The 18,930-nt window shown below is 56.6% G+C and carries 17 protein-coding genes; 7 read left to right on the top strand and 10 right to left on the bottom strand.

The window, feature by feature from the left end; all coding sequences use genetic code 11:
• Nucleotides 1–2 precede the first annotated feature (2 nt).
• A complete protein-coding gene (locus ACN0RV_RS05875; protein ID WP_417346425.1) occupies nt 3–245 on the bottom strand; it encodes a hypothetical protein in 243 nt (80 codons plus the stop codon).
• A gap of 216 nt (nt 246–461) precedes the next feature.
• On the opposite strand from ACN0RV_RS05875, the gene ACN0RV_RS05880 reads away from it, so the two are divergent.
• From ACN0RV_RS05880 to ACN0RV_RS05890, 3 genes are all read left to right on the top strand, one after another.
• Nucleotides 462–2,435: a putative bifunctional diguanylate cyclase/phosphodiesterase gene (locus tag ACN0RV_RS05880; protein ID WP_417346427.1), complete on the top strand. Its 1,974-nt coding sequence runs from the start codon at nt 462–464 to the stop codon at nt 2,433–2,435.
• Nucleotides 2,436–2,744: 309 nt separating this feature from the next.
• Nucleotides 2,745–3,713 carry a LysR family transcriptional regulator gene (locus tag ACN0RV_RS05885; protein ID WP_417346429.1) on the top strand — a complete coding sequence of 323 codons (969 nt, stop codon included), beginning with the start codon at nt 2,745–2,747 and terminating at the stop codon, nt 3,711–3,713.
• Between the two features lie 4 nt (nt 3,714–3,717).
• Entirely contained in the window at nt 3,718–4,686 is a 969-nt protein-coding gene (locus tag ACN0RV_RS05890; protein WP_417346431.1) for a LysR family transcriptional regulator, read from the top strand.
• Here ACN0RV_RS05890 and ACN0RV_RS05895 read toward each other — a convergent pair whose 3' ends face one another.
• The gene (locus ACN0RV_RS05895; protein WP_417346433.1) at nt 4,687–5,604 is read right to left on the bottom strand and encodes a LysR family transcriptional regulator; all 918 of its coding nucleotides are present in this window, start codon (nt 5,602–5,604) and stop codon (nt 4,687–4,689) included.
• A 93-nt stretch (nt 5,605–5,697) separates the two neighbouring features.
• Between ACN0RV_RS05895 and ACN0RV_RS05900 the strand changes: the two genes are divergently transcribed.
• Together ACN0RV_RS05900 and ACN0RV_RS05905 are read left to right on the top strand one after the other, a co-directional pair.
• On the top strand, nt 5,698–6,000 hold the full coding sequence (locus tag ACN0RV_RS05900) for a monooxygenase (RefSeq protein WP_417346435.1): 303 nt from the start codon (nt 5,698–5,700) through the stop codon (nt 5,998–6,000).
• Nucleotides 6,001–6,071: 71 nt separating this feature from the next.
• Nucleotides 6,072–6,989, top strand: a complete 918-nt coding sequence (locus tag ACN0RV_RS05905) for a M14 family metallocarboxypeptidase (protein WP_417346437.1) — start codon at nt 6,072–6,074, stop codon at nt 6,987–6,989.
• Nucleotides 6,990–7,025: 36 nt separating this feature from the next.
• On the opposite strand, the gene ACN0RV_RS05910 is transcribed toward ACN0RV_RS05905, so the two are convergent.
• The 6 genes from ACN0RV_RS05910 to ACN0RV_RS05935 form a co-directional block, all read right to left on the bottom strand.
• Nucleotides 7,026–7,961 carry a VirK/YbjX family protein gene (locus tag ACN0RV_RS05910; protein WP_417346439.1) on the bottom strand — a complete coding sequence of 312 codons (936 nt, stop codon included), beginning with the start codon at nt 7,959–7,961 and terminating at the stop codon, nt 7,026–7,028.
• A gap of 263 nt (nt 7,962–8,224) precedes the next feature.
• A complete protein-coding gene (locus ACN0RV_RS05915) occupies nt 8,225–9,046 on the bottom strand; it encodes a hypothetical protein (protein ID WP_417346441.1) in 822 nt (273 codons plus the stop codon).
• Between the two features lie 163 nt (nt 9,047–9,209).
• Nucleotides 9,210–11,105: a putative bifunctional diguanylate cyclase/phosphodiesterase gene (locus ACN0RV_RS05920; RefSeq protein ID WP_417346443.1), complete on the bottom strand. Its 1,896-nt coding sequence runs from the start codon at nt 11,103–11,105 to the stop codon at nt 9,210–9,212.
• Nucleotides 11,102–11,554, bottom strand: coding sequence for a hypothetical protein (locus tag ACN0RV_RS05925; RefSeq protein WP_417346445.1), 453 nt, complete (start codon nt 11,552–11,554; stop codon nt 11,102–11,104). Before ACN0RV_RS05925 ends, ACN0RV_RS05920 begins: the two co-directional genes overlap by 4 nt.
• Nucleotides 11,555–11,998: 444 nt before the next feature.
• Nucleotides 11,999–12,952 carry a LysR family transcriptional regulator gene (locus ACN0RV_RS05930; RefSeq protein WP_417346447.1) on the bottom strand — a complete coding sequence of 318 codons (954 nt, stop codon included), beginning with the start codon at nt 12,950–12,952 and terminating at the stop codon, nt 11,999–12,001.
• 193 nt (nt 12,953–13,145) lie between these two features.
• Entirely contained in the window at nt 13,146–15,437 is a 2,292-nt protein-coding gene (locus ACN0RV_RS05935; RefSeq protein ID WP_417346449.1) for an OmcA/MtrC family decaheme c-type cytochrome, read from the bottom strand.
• 525 nt (nt 15,438–15,962) lie between these two features.
• Here ACN0RV_RS05935 and ACN0RV_RS05940 point away from each other — a divergent pair.
• A complete protein-coding gene (locus ACN0RV_RS05940; RefSeq protein ID WP_417346451.1) occupies nt 15,963–16,793 on the top strand; it encodes a pirin family protein in 831 nt (276 codons plus the stop codon).
• 1 nt (nt 16,794) lies between these two features.
• Entirely contained in the window at nt 16,795–17,766 is a 972-nt protein-coding gene (locus tag ACN0RV_RS05945; RefSeq protein ID WP_417346453.1) for a glutathione S-transferase family protein, read from the top strand.
• A gap of 12 nt (nt 17,767–17,778) precedes the next feature.
• On the opposite strand, the gene ACN0RV_RS05950 is transcribed toward ACN0RV_RS05945, so the two are convergent.
• Complete coding sequence (locus tag ACN0RV_RS05950; protein ID WP_417346454.1) at nt 17,779–18,009, bottom strand: uroporphyrinogen decarboxylase; 231 nt, start codon at nt 18,007–18,009, stop codon at nt 17,779–17,781.
• Between the two features lie 57 nt (nt 18,010–18,066).
• On the bottom strand, nt 18,067–18,846 hold the full coding sequence (locus ACN0RV_RS05955) for a nucleoside phosphorylase (protein WP_417346456.1): 780 nt from the start codon (nt 18,844–18,846) through the stop codon (nt 18,067–18,069).
• Nucleotides 18,847–18,930: the final 84 nt, after the last annotated feature.

An 18,930-nucleotide genomic window follows, 5' to 3' on the forward strand; every position in this document is an offset into this window, starting at 1 on the left:
GCTCAGCTGGCCTCCTCCGCCTCATGGCGGTAGATCTTAATCAGATAGTAGGCGTCGATAACAACGATAAAGGCATTCACCAACATCACCGGATAGGCGGCAATCGCCCAGCCGTAAAGCACAAACAGGGCCGCCCCAAGCAGGTTCCACCATCTCAACTTCTTGATGTCCGCCATGGTCAGCGAAATCGCCACAACGATGGACGCCGCATAGCCGACCCAATCCCATATCCAGTGCAGTTCCATGCTTATCCCTCCGGTCACCCCTCCCATTGTAGTCCCGGGTACTGAGTAAGTCAGTCCAGCCACAGCCAGAGTGATCGAACCTGGAGCCATCCCCTACCTGCCTGGTGTTTCAAACCCTTTAGTGATTATTAAATGCATGTTAACCAATGAGGTAGGGGTAACAAATGATGAATTTGATACACTGCCGCTTCCGATGGAATTCAGGGATACAGCCGGATGGCGCAGACAGGAACCCCCAAACTGGGATCGAAGCACATGGCCAAATGGATGTTTGCCGCGTTTCTCCTGATGACCGCCATGTTGGCCTCCATGAGCTGGCTCAGCGTCAAGACCGGCTTTATGGTTCAGGAGGACTCCCGGGAGATGGTGGAACGTCACATCCCCGAGCTGGAAACCATCGGATTTCTGCAGCGGGCCCTGAGCAACAGGGTCAACCAGCTCTATCTCTACTACGCCACCACCGAACGGCAGGCCTATCTGTCAGGCAGCCGCCTCGAAGATGACAAGATAGACCACAACATCGACCACCTGATAAAGCTTGGCATAAGCGATCAGGACGCACTGGCACTGCGCACCACCCTCACCAAGATGCAGCTGCATGCCGACCGCTTTGACCGCGAAATGACCCGGCCCGACAGTGACTGGGACAGACTCAGGGAGCACCTCTCCGACGCTCAATCCGCCGCCATTGACGCCCAGGGCCAACTGGATCTGTGGCAGGCCAGCATCCGCATGATCACCATGCAGGACAGCGAATCCGCCCTCACCGAAGTGGACCGACTGGCTCAACTGCTCTCTGGCTTCACCATCGCCATCGTGGTGGTCTCCCTCTTTGTTCTTGTTGCCCTCTACTCACGACTGAAGGACAGGGACCAGCTGTTCCGCTTTGCCTTCTACGACAGCCTGACCGGCCTGCCCAATCGCCGCTCCCTGGAGGACGCCCTGCAACAGACCCAGCAGGAGGGGGAGAGCGGCGCCCTGGTGTTGCTCAAACTGGAGCGCTACCCGCTGATCACCGGCACCTATGGCCACGCCTTCGGCGGCGAAGTGATTCAGCACATAGGCAAGTGGATCCAGGAGAAGCTGCGCGTCAGCCCCTGTGACGCCATCCTCTACCGCTACAGCGACGACACCTGGGCGGTGCAGCTGACCTGCAGCAACGAGCCCGAGCACCTCAAGCAACTGGCCTGCTCCCTGGCGACCATGTCAAATGACCCCTTCTGCATCGGTGACCGCCTGCTGAATCTCAGCGTCAAGATCGGCATCACCCGCTACCCTCAGGATGGCTCAGACAGCGACAGGCTGATGCGCAACGCCGACGCTGCCATCCACGCCCTGGTGGCGCCTGGACGCATCTACCGTTTCTATGATGCCGAACTGACCGCCAGGACCCAGCGCTGGCTGGCGACCGAAAGTGCTTTGCGCAACGCGCTCAGTGACGATGAGTTTGAGCTTTTCTACCAGGCCAAAGTAACCGCCAACGGTGCCCAGGTTGCCGGAGCAGAGGCGCTGATACGCTGGCGTCGCAACGGTGAACTGGTCAGCCCGGGGGAGTTTATCCCCGTGGCCGAGCAGTCTGGACTCATCATGCCCCTGGGCAACTGGGTGCTGAATGAGGCTTGCCGGCAGCTGGCGCAGTGGCAGGCCAGGGGCATCACCGGCTGTCCGGTGGCGGTCAATGTGTCGGCCCAACAGTTCCAGGACAGTAGTTTCCCACAACTGGTGGCCGATACCGTGGCACACCATTGCATCCACCCCGGATTACTGGAGCTGGAGATCACCGAAGAGGTAGCCGCCAGCGATCCCCAGAGGGTGGTCGATACCATGAAGGAGCTCAAAGCCAGCGGTGTCACCATCGCCATGGATGACTTCGGTACCGGCTACTCCTCCCTCTCCTACCTGAAGCGGCTGCCCATCGACACCCTGAAGATCGACCGGGCCTTTGTCTCCAACCTGGACAAAGTTCAGGATAACGCCGCCATCGTGGATATGATTCTGGCACTGGCCCATCAGGGAGGACTCAAGGTGGTGGCCGAAGGGGTGGAGACCGAAGCGGAATACCGGGTGCTGCAAAGCAAGCGCTGTGACCTGGTTCAGGGCTTCCTCTTCTCCCGGCCTGAGCCTGCGGCTCAGTTCACTCTGAAGCTCTGTCAGTCAGCAGAACCGGCTGGGTTGCAAGAAGCGCAATAAATACAAAGAAGTAGCTTCACCCTTTATTCCGAATGAAATATGGGCCTGACATTCTGGGCTCAGACATATTGAAAATGCATCTTAAAATAGCGTCGAATATGACTAGCCACTGCAACTGATATATTGAATATATCCCTCAATTTCATCAATTTCACTTATTGCAAGAATCAAAAAATCAGTCACTTATGGTCAGTTTTGGCCTGTTTAACAATAAAGAAAGTACAGAATTCGATGCAGTTCTGTGATTTGCATCAGGAAACCAATATCTGCAATACCGTATAGTTGCACAAAACCGATATGGGCCCGGTGATGGACAGACTTAAAGACATCAATATTTTCTCATTCCAGGTGTTTGTGCTCGTCTACGAGTCACTGAACTCTCTGAGTGTTGCCCAAACCCTGAATGTGCCCGCCTCCAAGATCAGTCGCTGTCTCAACAGCCTGCGCCATGCCCTGGACGACCCTCTGTTTTACCGTAAGCAGTACGGATTTGAGCCCAGTGAGATGGCCACCCGCATCTACCCTGAGATGAAGAAGATCCTGGAACTGGCCGGGCAGGCGTGCACCGTAGACATGGACGATAACAACAGGCTGAAGCAGGAGCTGACCATCGCCTGTCCCACCGGCCTGTGCGTCAGGCTGTCCCGTAGCCTTCAGGAGCATGCCCAGAAGCATGATCAGCACTTCACCTTTATCGTCAAACCCATCAATCACCATGTGGACAACGAGATCCAGCATGGCAACGTGGATGTGGCCATCTCCTTCGAATCCAGCAACTCTGAAGGGGTAAAGAGTGAATTTGTCACCAAGGGGACCGGCCTCTATCTGGCGGGCGGTCACGACCACCCCATTTGGCAGCGCTCGCCCCAGCCACAGTTGGCAGAGATCATCGACTACCCCTTCATTGTGGCCGATTGCCCGGCCTTCAATGATCGCATCGATCCTCTGGAGGTGTATGCCAATGACATCGATCGCAGCCTGGAGGTTGAGGTCAAGGTCAGCGGGCTGACGGAACTGACGGATCAGCTGGACAACTCATCCAGCCTCACCTTTGTGGGCCAGAAGTACGCCGCCGAGTTCCTGAGTCGCATGTCCGATCTCAAGGTCCGTCGCCTGCCCCAGGATCAGTTTGATCTGCTGCATCAACGCATGGGGGTTCCCAGCTACTTCCTGCTGAGTCCTCCCCGTGGACGGAACCTGCCGGAGTGGCTACTGCCTGCCATCAGTGAGTTTGTGGTCAACACAGTGGTCCTGCCTGAAGCCGGCGAAGAGGAGTAACGGAGTGCCAAGTACCAATATCGATAAGCTGAGAGACATCAACCTCTTTGTCATCCGGGTATTCTGTCTGGTGTTCCAGCACGGCAACTCCATCGCCGTCGCCAGCATCCTGGACGTTCCGCCCTCAAAGATCAGCCGAAGCCTGAACGCCCTGAGGCAATCCTTCTCGGATCCGCTGTTTATCCGCCGTCAGCATGGGTTCGAGCCCACCCCTCTATCCTGTCGACTCTACCCCATCCTCAGCCGGCTGCTGGGAGAGTCCGAATCGGTCGCGGCCATCAGCCACTTTCAGGAGATGGATCAGCACAAGAACCTGCATATCGCCACCCCCCCTCAGCTGGCGATCAACCTGATTCAGAAGGTTCGGCGAGCATCAGACACCCATGACGACCCCCACAGTGTCCACCTGCGGATGTTCAACGACTCCAGCCTGGACGACCTGGCGGCCAACCGAACGGATGCGGTACTCAGCTTTACACCAGCGGAGCGGGATGGGGTCATCTCCAAAGCGATCGCCTCCCCAAAGAAGGTGTTTCTGGTGGCCAGGGAGTCCCACCCGGTCTGGAATAACCCGGTTCTGGAAGAGATCGCCCGCTACCCACAAATTCTCTATGGCAACAGCTGTTACCCCAACAGCCAGTCGCCGATGAAGTTCTACTGCCGCCGCAAGGGCGTCCCCTTCAAACTGGACTCCATCGCCTCAGACATGGGGGCCGTTGCCCACTCTCTGCAGGAATCCGACGCCCTGTCGGTGCTGGAGTTTGACTCCTGCGCCAACTTCTTCAGAGAGTTTAAGGGCCTGAAGGCAACTCAGCTCAGCGCCGAGCAGTATGAAGAGCTGGTGAGCTACAAGACCCCGAAAACCATCTACCTGTGGCTCAGGCATGACAGCGACGGCAGGGTCACTACCCCCTTCTGGCTGCAGCAGATCCTGGAGCAGCATATTCGCCAGGCTTTGGGGCAGGCCATTTGATCAGATTGGGGCGCCGTCAGGGCGCCCCATCCTGCTCTGGGCATCCTCCAGCAACAGCTGGTACAGAGCCCTGGCAGCCACTCCTGTCTGCTCCCCTTTGGGAAGAGTGAGGTGCAGAGGAACCTGATAAGCCCCCCCTCCATCCAGAGCCAGCCTCACCACCTGCGAACTGTCCACTTCCGCCAGGCGATGTTCCGGCATCCGACAAAAACCGATGCCCGCTCGCACCGCATCCCAGGCATGGTCGAAATTATCCACCGTAATTCTAAGCTCAGAGCGCAGCCAGCCCACATCCCGCTCACCTTCGGTTTTTGACGCCCCCAGATCCCTCACCACCACCTGAGTGTGGGCGATAAGATCCGAGATGGTCACCGACTCCAGTCTGCTCAGAGGATGGTTGGGCGCCACGACGGGCACCATGGTCACCACCCCAAAGGGATCGGTGAGATGATTGCCCACCGGCAGGTTGATGATGGCCAAATCCCCCTCTCCTTCGGTCACCGCCCGCTCGGTAGCGGAAAGTGATGTTTCACGAATTTGTACAGATGTTCCGCGATACTGCCGGGAAAAGCGGGCCAGGGGGCCCATCAACCACTGTCGACAACATAGGTGATCCACCGTTAGGGTGATCTCTGACTCCACCCCCTGAGCCATCTGGTTGCTTACCATCTCCAGGGTTCTGGCCTGCGCCACCATGGGGATCGCCCTGCGCAGCAGCGCCCTGGCTTCATCGGTCAGCACAGAGCGTCTCTGCTCGATGCGGATCAACTCCATCCCCAACTGCTGTTCCAGCTTACGCAGGGCGTAGATCAGGGTTGTGTGGCTCTTGTTCAAAGATTGAGCCGCCCCCTGTATGCTGCCTGCCCGATCCACCTCTATCAGGGTCAACCACTGCTCCAGAGTTGTCTTCAGCTTCATGGTCTATTTCTTCTACATTTGGGCTTTATATTTTGCACTTTATCATGATTTTTTAGACCAATAATATGGAATCTCACCAAGAGGAGACCCCTTATGAAAACCATGTTGCAAGTCGACTTCCCCTATCAGGGCCCGATGGGACAGGCTATGAGTGACCAGATGAAAGAGCTGGCGGAGTCGATCAACCAGGAGCCGGGAATGGTTTGGAAAATCTGGACCGAGAATCCACAGAGCGGCGAAGCCGGCGGCATCTACCTGTTTGAGGATGAAGCCAGTGCCAAAGCCTATCTGGAGATGCACAGCGCCAGATTGGCGCAGTGGGGCATCGGCCCGGTCAATGGCAAACTGTTTTGTGTGAACACTCCCCTGTCGGCCATCAATGGGGCCCCGCTGTAAAGGTGGACTACCCCGGTTGCCTCTCTGTCTCTATACTGGTGCCTTCAAAGGAACCCGAGACAGGGAGCAACATGAGTCTTACCCCTTTCTACCCAGTTGGCACACCAGGCCAGCCCTGGACCCAAGCCCATAAAGAGCAGTGGCTGGCGCGCATCGGCCGCAAGCGCAGCTATCAGGAGGAAGTGGTCAGCAAGATCACTGAGCTGAAGGAGAAATTCGAGCTGGTGCCATATGGCGCCCTGAGCTATGACCCGCAGCGCTATCCCCTGCTCGCCCTGAAAACCCAACACTGGGATGACAGCAAGCCTGTGGTGCTGGTCACCGGTGGCGTCCACGGCTACGAAACCTCAGGCGTTCACGGCGCCCTCGCCTTTGCAGAGACTCAAGCCGCCAGCTTCGAACAACACTTCAATTTTCTGATTGCCCCCTGCATCAGCCCCTGGGGCTACGAGGTGATCAACCGCTGGAACCCACAGGCAGTGGACCCCAACCGCTCCTTCTACCCGGGCAGCCCCTCAGAGGAAGCTGCCGCCCTGATGGCGCTGGTCGGCTCCGTCGGCACCCCATTGGCACACTTCGACCTTCATGAAACCACCGACAGCGATGAGGAGGAGTTCCGCCCCGCCCTCGCCGCCCGCGACGGCAAACCCTTTGAACCCGGTGTCATCCCGGACGGTTTCTACCTGGTGGGGGACAGCGACCAGCCTCAGCCTGAGTTTCAGAAGGCGATGATCGAGGCGGTACGTCAGGTGACCCATATTGCGCCCCCAGACGATCAGGGCAATATCATCGGCGCGCCACTGGAGCAGGAGGGCGTAATCAACTACCCCACCAAGAAACTGGGACTGTGTGCCGGCCTCAGCCAGGCCCGCTATGTCACCACCACCGAAGTCTATCCGGACAGCCCGTCAGCCACCCCTGTGGAGTGCAATGAGGCTCAGGTGGCCGCCATCTGCGGCGGGCTGACCTTTATCCTGACCCAGGGTTAAAACCAGAAGAGGAGGCTCAGGCCTCCTCTTTTCTTATCAATGCACCATCAGTGCCTTCAGGTTGTGGCGAAACTCGGTTTCGAGCTCATCCAGCCATTGATAGCGTTTGGTGTAGAGCCGGCGCTTACTGCGTTTGAGCTCCGCCACCTCCTTACGAGGCAGGGTAAGAGGCAGAGCATAAAGATAGGGATCCGCTGGCTCGGCGCCATGTTCCAGCCAGAGGGTGTCGTAATCGAAACTCACCTTGCCCCGCTTCTTGCGTCCCAGGTACCTCAGACTCTGATAGATATGACCGCGGTTGGATACCCCGTAGACATTGGCTAGCTGAAACTCCCGAGCCAGCATCAGCAGCAACTCGACGATCAGCGCTTTAGGACGAAGGCCATGCATCGCCTTGGTCAGGGAGCGAATCACCTTCTCCCTGCCCTCCACCTTGCTGGATGGCCCCTGGACAGCACCGACATATAAACTGCCGTTCTCCTTGGATGACAGGCTGAATGTCGAGGAGAACACCCCAACATCGTTGGCATCCCTTAAGGCAATACCCAAACTGCCCTCTTTATTATGCCCCTGCTCAATATACAGGTGATAAATATTCCCATCCTCATCATTGATCTGAAGGAGTTTTACTTTCTTATAGGTATAAACCTGCTCAATGGTATTTGGGAACAGTTGAGAAAGAAGCTGAAAATGGCTGGCCACTTCCTCCATTCGCCTCTTTCTGTTCCAACTTCGGCACACATAAGGTTTAAAAGGCTTTTGGATCACCTTTGGGTTAAGACGGATCACCGGGTTCAGGGCTTCACACTTCAGTATCGAAGAAAGCTGCCGTATCCCCTTGGAGTGCATCACGCCCCAAGTCATGAATGAGGTAGTCCGAAACAGGCGGCGCAGAGCGCCCTGATCACGATGAATATCATTGGCCAGAGAATAGAGTTCCCTGACAAAATTCACTTTGCCATTCGATTGCATATTTACCTGTCAACAACCAAAAGTTAATTCATGCCCAATTTCCATCGAATCCATTACCAACAGTGAACAATGAATTAACTTAAAAAGATAAGGGCGAGTACATATATGACTTGGCAGACATGCTGCCAAGAAGAGTATTTACGAAAAGGGTAAAGCAACCAATAAATTTAATTTTGAATCAGGAGTGGAGAAATAAACTCCCTTACATATGATGACAATATGGCTAAAGGTAAATAAAACAAAACATTTATGTAGGAGAACGATCAGCTGAAGTGACGAACCCTCTCGTCGTAGAGCTTCTCCAACGCCTCAGCCACAGTCAGCCTGTCGTCCCGGTCCAGATAACGCTGAACCGCATTAACCACATAACGACGGGACTGATTATGGGTCCTGGCAAACTCCCCGCACAGCCGATTCATCTGACGCGCCTCCAACTGTTTCTGCTGCTGCTGTTGCAGAGAGAGGATCACCGCCTCCAGGTTGTCATTGTGCTGCTCCAACCCCTGAGCCAGCTTGCCCTGACTGAGGCCGTAGGCCTTGGCAGAGTGCTCCAGGGCTGCCTTAATCCCCTCGAAGCGCTGGCCGAAGACCACCACAGGCTGACTGAGCACCTGCTCCACAGCCACGCGGCTGCCGTCCACCTCGTAAGTGAACCCCGGATAGTTCGCCCGGCGATGGGACTCCTCTCCCAGGGTCAGTCCTGCGGCGATGCTGTGCTTGAGGGAACGATCCAGCTCCGCCACCTCCTCCTGGCTCCAACGCAGGTAGACGTTGATCGCCTTCTTGTACTTGGCGGCCAGTTTGGCCTGAACCACATCTCGACGCTGCTGCAACAACCCCATGGTGCAGCCTTTTAACAGGGTGACACACTCCTTGCACGCCGGAATCTGCAGGTTATCCGCCGCCTGACGGTGGTGCTCAAACGCTCCCCAGTGAGCCTGCGGCGGCGCAAAGTCTTGCTCTGTGGCGATGCAGCCGCAGTAGAAGCAGGTGTGGAAGTGGGTTTCGTCAGCGGCCCGGAGCAGCCGATAGCGTTCATCCAGTTGGGTCATTGGGGGAAGTGGATTATGGGTCAGGGGAGCCATTCTAGCCCAAGGGGAAGAGGGTTGGCGACCGCCTGACTGGCCGAACGTGTGAAATGGGAAGGCACGAACGGAAGCGGTCGCCGTAAAACTAGTGCCTTTACTCCGGTATAAGTCAGAATCGCTCTCATTTCCAGTCAGAGGGGGGAATTTCCGCTTTTTGCCGCTAGCGCTGCTGCAGCTCGGGAGACACACTGCTGCTCAATATCTGCCCTATCTCGTCACTGGGCAACGGCTTATACAACAGATACCCCTGGGCATACTCACACCCATGCAGACTCAGCTGACGGTAGCTGCTGTACTCCTCAATCCCCTCGGCGACCACCTGCATGCCCAGCCCGTGGGCCATATGGATAATGGCCTTGATCAACTCAATATCTCTGGGAGAACTCTCCAGCTCTCTGACAAAGGTCTTGTCTATCTTCAGCTTCTGGAATGGCAACTGCTTCAGGTGGCTCAGGGAGGAGTGACCCGTACCAAAATCATCCAGCGCCAGCCCTACCCCCAGCCCCCTCAGCCGGGACAGAATCTGCGGCGAGGATTCAATGTCCTGCATGGTGGTGTCTTCGGTCACCTCAATCACCAGCTGGTCCGCCGGCACCCCGGTCTCGGACAGCACCCGCTCCACCATGGCCACCAGGTCATAGCGACTGTACATCATGGGTGAGATATTGACCGTCACCTTAGGGGAAACCAGCCCCTGGGTGCGCCAGGCCATATTCTGGCGGCAGGCCCGGGTCATCACCCAGAAGTTCAGGGACTCGGCCAAGCCCGACTGCTCGGCGATGGCGACCACTTCCAGGGGCGAGATCTCCCCATAGACAGGATGACGCCAGCGCAACAGCGCCTCCACCAGAATCACCTGGCGATTCTTCATCGAGACTATGGGCTGATACAACTGCAGCAACTGGTCCCGGGCGATGGCACGTTCCAGATCGTCCGCCAGGATCCGCTTGCGCAACGCCCGGTTCTCCATCTCCTGTTCGAACAGACGACAACACATCTCCTCGTTCTTGGCAGCGTACATGGCAGTGTCCGCGTTGTTGAGCAGCTTATCTGGCTGTAGGGCGTCTTCGGGAAACAGGCTGATGCCGATACTGAGCCTGGGAGAGATCCGCTGGCCCATGATGGTCACTGGCGTGTTGATCTCTGCCGCCAGTTGCCGGGCAAACACCAGGGCTTCCTCCGGGCCCGCCGCACTCTGCTGAAGGATGCCAAACTCGTCGCCACCGAGTCTGGCCACCAGTTCTCCCTCTCCACTGGAGTTCTTCAGCCGTGCGGCCACCTCCCGCAGAAGCTGATCCCCGGCCGCATGGCCCAACTGATCGTTGATCTCCTTAAAGCCGTTCATGTCCATCATATAAACGGCGACCCTGTGCCGCTTTCGTCGCCCTTTGGAGATGGCCAGCTCAAGGCGCCTCTGGAAAAGGTTACGGTTGGGCAGGTTGGTGAGGCTGTCGTGCAGCGCCTGGCGACGATTGTTGCGGCTCTCACGAATCACCAGAATCACCAGGAGCGCACCGCTGATAAGAAGCCCAAGAAGGTAGATATTGGCCTCATACTGAAGGTCGAACACCCTCTTGAGGTTGAACAGGGCCCGGTCTCCGGAAAAGCTCTGAACATTGAGCTGGCGCACCTGCTCCGCCATGGGTTCCAGCTGTTTCAGCAACGCCAGCGCCCTGGCATCCCCGTCTGTCAGCGCCATCACGTCAGGATCCATCCGCGCCAGAGAGCTCCCCAGGCTCTCAAGCAGCTGCTCGACCCCTGGGTGACTCCTGAAGTCCCTGGCCTCTGCCCCCACAGCCAACACCTCCACCCGGCTCCAGAAGATCTCAAATCTCATTCTGGCCTCATCGGCGGCCAGATCGGACAGGGCAACACGTCGAAACGCATGCTGCAGCTTGATCAGCTCCATCTCCAGTTCAGCGGCAGACCAGCTGACTGTCTTCATGGAGAGGGAGAGCAGCTTGGTCATCTGGCTATGACGCTGACTACTTACCGCCGAACTGAAGGCAAACAGCAACACGACACCGGCAAGCACCAACAACTTGAATCTCTTCATTCAAGCACTTCCAGATATCGCAGCTGCCAAATCATCTTCTCGTGGAACTTGACCTCATCCAGCTGGGGATACTCGGTCAAAGGCAGTACCAGCCAGATGGGCCCCTTGTCCCTGACCCGCATCTGCCTGCCATCGACGCTGGTAGCCAGCAGCAGTGGATAGCGCCCCAGCTCGGCCAGATCGATATGGGTGAAATAATCATTGAGCGCACTGGCTTTGACCCGTCCACCTGACGCCCCCAGATACAACAGCAGATCCGACAGTAACACCCCTTCATATTTGTGCTGCTGTTCGGTCCAGGGGGTCAGGGTGGTCACGCTACTCTGAGGCAGCAGGGACAACATCTTCCGGTCGAGGCGAGCCTCCCCGACGGCATTGGTTTGCTCTATCTTGCCACTGATGGTCAACAGAACCCGCCCCTGAGGCCGTTCAAGTTCTGAGGCTGACACCAGCGAGGTCAGAAGAAAAACCAATGCAACTGAGACGAAGCATTTCCACATGTTATTCATATCTATAATTTTAAATGAAAGTTCTCGGACAACTTCTGTATATTTCAGAGAAGAGATCCCACAAATCAGATGCGCGCCAACCAGATAGAAATGAGAAACTTTACACGTCGAGACCGGCGTTAAGAGTGCCGAATGTAGCATGAATGGCGTGAATGAGAAGGGCTGAAAACAAATCTAAAAATTCACTTTAGTGGCGCTAAGTCCGCATAAATACGCACCAGCACTGGCTCGGCATGCGCCTTAGGCCTGAGTTTTTCATATTATTTAATCAATTAACTAGAGTCTGAGGTTATTCTTTCCACTCGCCCTAACACAGCATGAAAAACCACCCCCACAATTAGAGCCAATACTCTTATATAGTAATCAACTAATTTATCTCTAAAATTAATCGGGAATCACCACGGCGTCGGAAACATAGTTAAAAATTGCCTCAATCAGCCACTCAGGGTAGCTGTGCTGGCGTGAAGAGCTGAGCAGAAAGTAGTTAGGGGCGCCCATGCGACCATGAAGCAGGGCCATCTGGCCGGGGGGAATACGCTCCACCCTTATCCCCTCTATCCGCTCCAGCAGTGCCACGGCAGGCAGCCCGCCAACGAAGGAGAGTGATCGGGTGTCCAGAAGCTGGTTGGCCAGCTCGGCAATGTCACACACCCTGGCCTCAATCGCCAGTTCCCGCCCCAGATCCCGGGCATAGACCTCCAGGGGGTCAATCCGATCATTGAATGCAGGGATGCCATTGACCACAAAGGGGAAACGGATAATCTCTTCCAACATCCTATCTTCGGCGACCTGCCAGATGGGGTGGTGTTGACAGCCAACCACAAATACCGAGTTGGACTGGGTAATGAACTGACTGTTTACCCCCTCTGCCACCGAGGATTCGTTGGAGATACTGAGGTCGATGTCCCCCTGGCGAATATCCCGCTCCACGTAGTAGTTGGTGGGTTTAACCACGAAGGTACAACTCTGGTTGTGCTGTTCCCCCAGCTTTTTCAGGTGAAGGGAGAGACCGACCCTGAGGCCAGACGGAGCGGCGATGCACACCTCTCTCTTGATTCGGCTGTGCTCATCCTGATCCAGTGAACAGGCTTGCTCAGCCAACTCCAGTACCCGCTTCATTTCAGGGTAGATGCGCACGGCCATCTCGCTGGGCTCAAATCCATACTGCTTTCGGTGAAACAGGGGATCATCCAGGGCGTGACGCAGTTGATTCAGGATTCGGCTGACTTTCGAGGCAGGAACATTCAGAGCCTGGGCCACTGTCATTGAGTTCAGCGACTCATAGACGAGTACAAACACCTGGAACGAAAAGATACTCACATCATTGAGCCGCTTCATCGAATGCCCCGACATCTGAAAAGGCTAATATAGGCGATCCCACCTCGGGCTTTACGGAGCTCCGTCACGGAAATACAGTCACTCATAACAGTAAGAAGAACTTTATTTTCCTTTATTATTCATGATCTTTTCTTACACCAAAAAAAGCGCCCGAAGGCGCTTTGGCTTGGTGCGTTGCAGGGAAATGCAAACGCTAGTGCGCAGGACCGCTGTGCACTGAATCGATACCGTAGGTCTTACCTTCGGCATGACACACACCGCAGCTCTCAATGCTCACTTCGGCAGCGCTATCGGCGGGCTCCTCGGTGAGGGTCGCACCGTTGGCAGCGAAGTGGGCCTTGGCGGCATCGGTATTGTGGACGTGGCAACTACGGCAGCTCTCGGAGACCGGAGAGATGTAGCCGTAGGTGGTGCCGAAGTCCTTGGTGATGGCGATGGCGTCCTTACCCGAGGCCAGGGTGCCATTGGCGGTGAACAGGCTCACGTCTGCCTTGTGACAGGCCTGACAATCACTCTGAACATCCGGGTAACCATTGAGATCACCGATGACGCCCTGGTCATCCACCCGGCGGAATACACCGTGAGGACCGGTTACGTGCCACTCGCCACTGTGATAGCGGTGAGCCACGGTCATCAGGTCACGGTTGTAGAACTGTGCCGGTTTCACGTCCACGACCACATCGTTACCGTCGGCGTCTTTGCCGATGGCGCTGACCTGACTGTGGAAGGAACCGGTGAAGCCATCCTTGGGACTGTGGCAGCTGACACAGGTGGTGAACTGGTTGGCACCATGGTTATGGCCCAGCTTCACCCAGGTCAGGTTGTCGTGGCAGTTATTACAGGTATCCTCATCAATGGAGACATTCTCTCTCTCGATACGGGGCGCAATAAAGTCACTGCCATCAACATTGGCGAAGTTCCAGTAGGTGGGTGCCATGGTGGCAGACACCTTCAGCTCCACGTCGGCACAGGCCACCATGTCGGCACCGTCGGTGCAGATGGCAAAATCAGGCACGAAGTAAGCGCTGTTGCCCACCAGTTCGGGCGCATTCACTATCAGGGTATAGCTGCCGCTGGACTCGTCACCTTTCAGCAGATTGATGGTACCGGACTGGTTGAAGATGCCGTCCGCTTCAATTTCACCAAACATGATGTCATCGCGCAGGATGGCATCAGCCACGGCCACGCCATCCGCCAGGCGGGCGGTGGTATCAAACACCAGGGTCATGTCGCCGGTGACATCGTCGATGGCGATGCTGGAAAGGACAATTTCAAAGGCGGACTCGGACGCCGAGCGGCCACCCACGTTATGGGCCTCCAGCGGGCTCAGGGCTCCGGCACCGTGACAACCGGCGCAGACGCTGTCGTCCTGAGGAACGATGCCGGCGTGGTTTTCACCGGTCTCGAAGTTCACATCGATGTGACAGGCCTGACAGGCATCGGCGTAGATGTTGACCGCCCACCCGGCGCCATTGTCGTGACAGACAGAGCATTCACTCATGTCCGCTGGGAAGCCAATCTCACCGAACATCTCCTTGGCTTCGCCCAGCAGGGCGTCCTCAATGTGATGACCAGCGTGCAGGCGGTGAACCATGGGGGCAAAGTTGGGGTTGAACCCCTTGATGTCCCCATTGTCATCGGCCACGCTGTTTTCACTGTCGGGCAGATTGATCTGCACGTTATGGCAGGAGACGCAGTTCTCCACCCGCTGATAGTTGTGGTGGGCGTGAATATTCTCTATCCATCCCTCCTTCTCACCGTGACAACGGATACAGGCGTTGCTGCTGACGATGTCCTTCTCAGACACGGCCAACTCGCCGGTTGCCGGAACATAGTCCATCGGCGGGGTCAGTACCTTGTCCGACAGCCCCACTCCCTGATCATCGACGATGTTGTAGGAGCGGATCATCAGGCGGTGCAGGTTGTTGATGTCGGCATCGGCCCAGATCAGCGGAGCCTCACCATCGTGCTCCCAGGTCAGGGAGTAGCTGCCCGGATTGGCTTCATCTTCGGCCAGAGTACAGGCCTGAACCTCATTGCCTCTGCGATCCGTGGTCGCCCCTGTGGGGGAGCAATAGAGGGAGGAACCAAATTCAGTGGCCACACCGTGGTTTATCCACTGATAGGGGGCACCGGTGCCGGACTCGTTGGCAACCTGCTCAGTCAGGTAGAGGGCGATCTTATCCAGGCCCACGAAAGGCACGTCTTCACCCTTGGTGTTCTTGCCGGTCACGGTGAACTTCACCGCGAAGGGTTTTCCGGGCTCAATCACCACATCGGTGGGGACTATGGTGTAGACCAGATCCGCAGGGCTATTGGCGGTATCGACAAAGGAGCCCGCAGGCAAACCTGGCTCTCCGGGAGTACCGGGAGCACCAGGTTCTCCCGGCGCACCATCCTTGCCATCGTCGCCGTCACTGCAGCCGCTCATCATCAGCGCAGAGGCCAGCATCACTGCCAGCGGAGTTTTAGTTGTAAGTTTCATCATCATTTCTCCAACAAAGGAATAACCATCCAAATGGTCCAAGGCATAGTAAGAGAAACAATGACTTAAATATGGTGACCCATATCAACTTAACCAAGACGCAACAGACTTCGGGATTACTCCGCATCGACCTGGATAAACCGATGAATTCTTCTGGCCAGGCACCCGCCAACAGAACATCCACCCCGGCAGATGTGCCGCAAAGGAGAGTTCTGGCAGATTGCACCAGCAGCAAATGTTGAATTCATTTTCAGCATTTTTGATTTATTCTTGCCGCTAACGACTGCACCCCAACTCTCCTGACCGCTGTGACGGGGTCTCCCCCTGTTTAACCCTCCCTTCGGCGTTCGTAAAATTCGAATAAAAGGCCGGCCAGACCCAGGGTAGTTGCTAGATAAGGCAAGAATTTCCCGCGCCTAACCGGCATCCATTCTATTTTTTAGAATCTAGTGACCAGATCTTTGCGATAGTTGTGTCTCTGGGCTCCTGCTAGGGTTGGATCATCGAAATTCTTAAGGAGCGACCATGAAGATTCTCAATCTCGCCAGGAGCGTAGCCACCCAGGATGGAGACGGGGTCAACATCTCCCGGGTTGCCGACTTCAGCGGTCAGATGTTGGATCCCTTCCTGATGATTGATGAGCTCAAGTCTGATAACGAAGCGGACTACATCGGAGGATTTCCTCCACACCCCCACCGGGGCATAGAGACCTTCACCTACATCATCGATGGCGGCTTTGAACACAGGGACCAGATGGGCAATCGCAAGGTCATTGGTCCGGGTCATGTACAGTGGATGAGCACGGGGTTTGGCGTGGTGCACTCCGAAATGCCAGTGGCCGGTGCCAGTGGCATGCACGGCTTCCAGATCTGGGTGAACATGGCCGCCAAAGACAAGCTGCGCCCCGCCCGCTACCAGGACTCGATCGCCCAGGGAATTCCTGAGATCCAAGGCAATGATGGCGCCCTGCTGCGCGCCCTGGCAGGCGAATGGCAGATGGAGGGTCAGGAGGTCCGCTCCCCCATAGATGAGCTGGCAGGGCAGGCCTCAGTCGCAGACCTGCGACTCTCACCGGCTGGTAACACCGAGCTGGACAGGGGCCACCATGAGCAGCTGTTTATCTATATTCATAGCGGTCACATCAATGGCTATGGTGCCGGCCATCTGCTGCTGGCCGATCCCGGCGCACCGCTGCAACTCAGCAGCGAATTAGGGGGCGGAGCCCTGATCTTCTCCGGCAACCGCATCAACGAGGAGATTGTCCACATGGGCCCCTTCGTGATGAATACCGAAGCGGAGATCCGCCAGGCAGTGAAGGACTATCAATCAGGCAAATTTGGCACTCTGGGAGACTGACATGGGACGATTAGTGGACGGCGTATGGCAGGACGTCTGGTACGAAACAGAAGACACCAAGGGTAAGTTTCAGCGGGAGGAAGCCCAGCTGAGAAACTGGATTACCGCCGACGGCTCCCCGGGCCCCAGTGGTGAAGGGGGCTTCAAGGCGGAGTCCGGCCGCTACCACCTCTATGTCTCCCTGGCCTGCCCCTGGGCACACCGCACTCTGATTTATCGCCAGCTCAAGGGGCTGGAGGAGCACATCAGTGTCTCTGTGGTCAGCCCTGACATGCTGGCACAGGGATGGACTTTCGACACCGACCGCGGCAGCAGTGGCGACCACCTGTTTGGCTTTGACCATATGCATCAGGTCTACACCAGGAACAACCCAAGCTACTCCGGCCGGGTCACTGTGCCCGTGCTGTGGGACAAGCAGCAGAACCGCATCGTCAGCAACGAGTCGTCGGAGATCATCCGCATGCTGAACTCGGAGTTCGACGCCATTACCGGCAATACCCTGGATCTCTACCCGGCGGCACTGCGGCCGGTCATCGATACGCTGAACGACTTTATCTACCCGACCATCAACAACGGGGTATACCGGGCAGGCTTCGCCACCAGCCAGGAAGCCTACAGCGAAGCCTATGCCTCCCTGTTTGATGCCCTGGATAAGCTGGACAAGCGGCTGGCCGACAACCGCTATCTTACCGGCGACAGCCTGACAGAGGCGGACTGGCGGCTGTTCACCACCCTGGTGCGCTTTGATGCTGTCTATGTGGGGCACTTCAAGTGCAACAAGCAGCGGATCGCCGACTACCCCAACCTGTCAGGCTACCTGAGGGAGCTCTATCAGCAGCCGGGGATAGCTAACACCGTGGACCTGCACCACATCAAGCGTCACTACTACTTCAGCCACACCATGATCAACCCGACCCAGGTGGTGCCCGAGGGCCCCCAGCTGGATCTGGACAGGCCCCACGGCCGAAGCTAACCCCTCAGAGGCTCACACAGCCCGGCGACTGGACGCTCGCCGGGCCTTGACCATCTGTGTCAGGTTGATCACCACGCAGATGACATTCATCAGGGTCACCGGATAGGCCTCAATGGCCAGCCCATACCCCGCCATGATGAGGCACCCCAGGGAGTTGAAGGTTCTTAGAAAATAGACATTGGCCGATAACAGCGACACGGTGATCAGGGCTGAACCCAGGTACCCCAGTAGCTCCACACTCATGGTCAAATCCTCAAGCAGGGTGAATCAGTGAGCGGGAGAGTGCTCTCCCGCCCGGGGTTACAGCGCCAGACCAGACTGATGCAGCCGATAGATGGTCTCCAGGGCGACCTCTGTCTCCAGCTCGATGCCCTGCTCAAGAGGGATGTTGCGTTTGCCCCAGAAGTTTTCCGCCCGCTTGTGATTGGCTGCCACGGCGCAGATGGTGGCACCGCGCAGTCCACGGCGATGACACACGGTAAACAGGGCGGAGGCTTCCATCTCAATATTCTTCAGCCCAAGGTCGATAAGCTTTTGGATCCACTCCGGGCTCTCGCCATAGAAGGAGTCGTCCGTTGAGGTGATTCCCCAATGCACCTGTGGGTCCTTATCGGCGCAGTACTCTTTGGCCACCTCGATCAGCCCGGCGGTGATCTCCAGGTCGGCGATGGCGGGGAAGTTGTCGGGCACGTAAAACTTGGAGGTGCCCTCGTTTTTCATCGCCCCTGTAGTCACCACCAGATCGCCAATGTTGATCTCGTCCTGCAGCGCCGCACAGCTTCCCAGACGAATAAACACCTTGGCACCAATGTTGGCCAGCTCCTCGGCGGCGATGGCGGTAGAGGGGCAGCCCATGCCGGTAGAGGTCACCGAAACCCGCACCCCTTTGTAGTAACCCGTGTAGGTCTTGTGCTCCCGTTTGTGGGCCACCAGTTTGGCGTCCTCAAGATAGTTGGCTATGATGTCGGTGCGGAAAGGGTCTCCCGGGAGCAGGACGTACTCCGCCACATCCCCCTCCACCATACCGATATGGTATTGGCGGATCCCCTTGGTCTTCTCATCCTTATTTACCACGGTCATACCAGGCCTCCAGCTCAACAAAGCTTTTTAAAAACAATAAGTAAATAACCGAAAGCTGCTGCTGTATCGGCAGTTTCCAGACAT

The sequence above is a fragment of the Ferrimonas sp. genome, from assembly GCF_048263965.1.
In the GTDB taxonomy this organism is placed as follows: Bacteria; Pseudomonadota; Gammaproteobacteria; order Enterobacterales; family Shewanellaceae; genus Ferrimonas.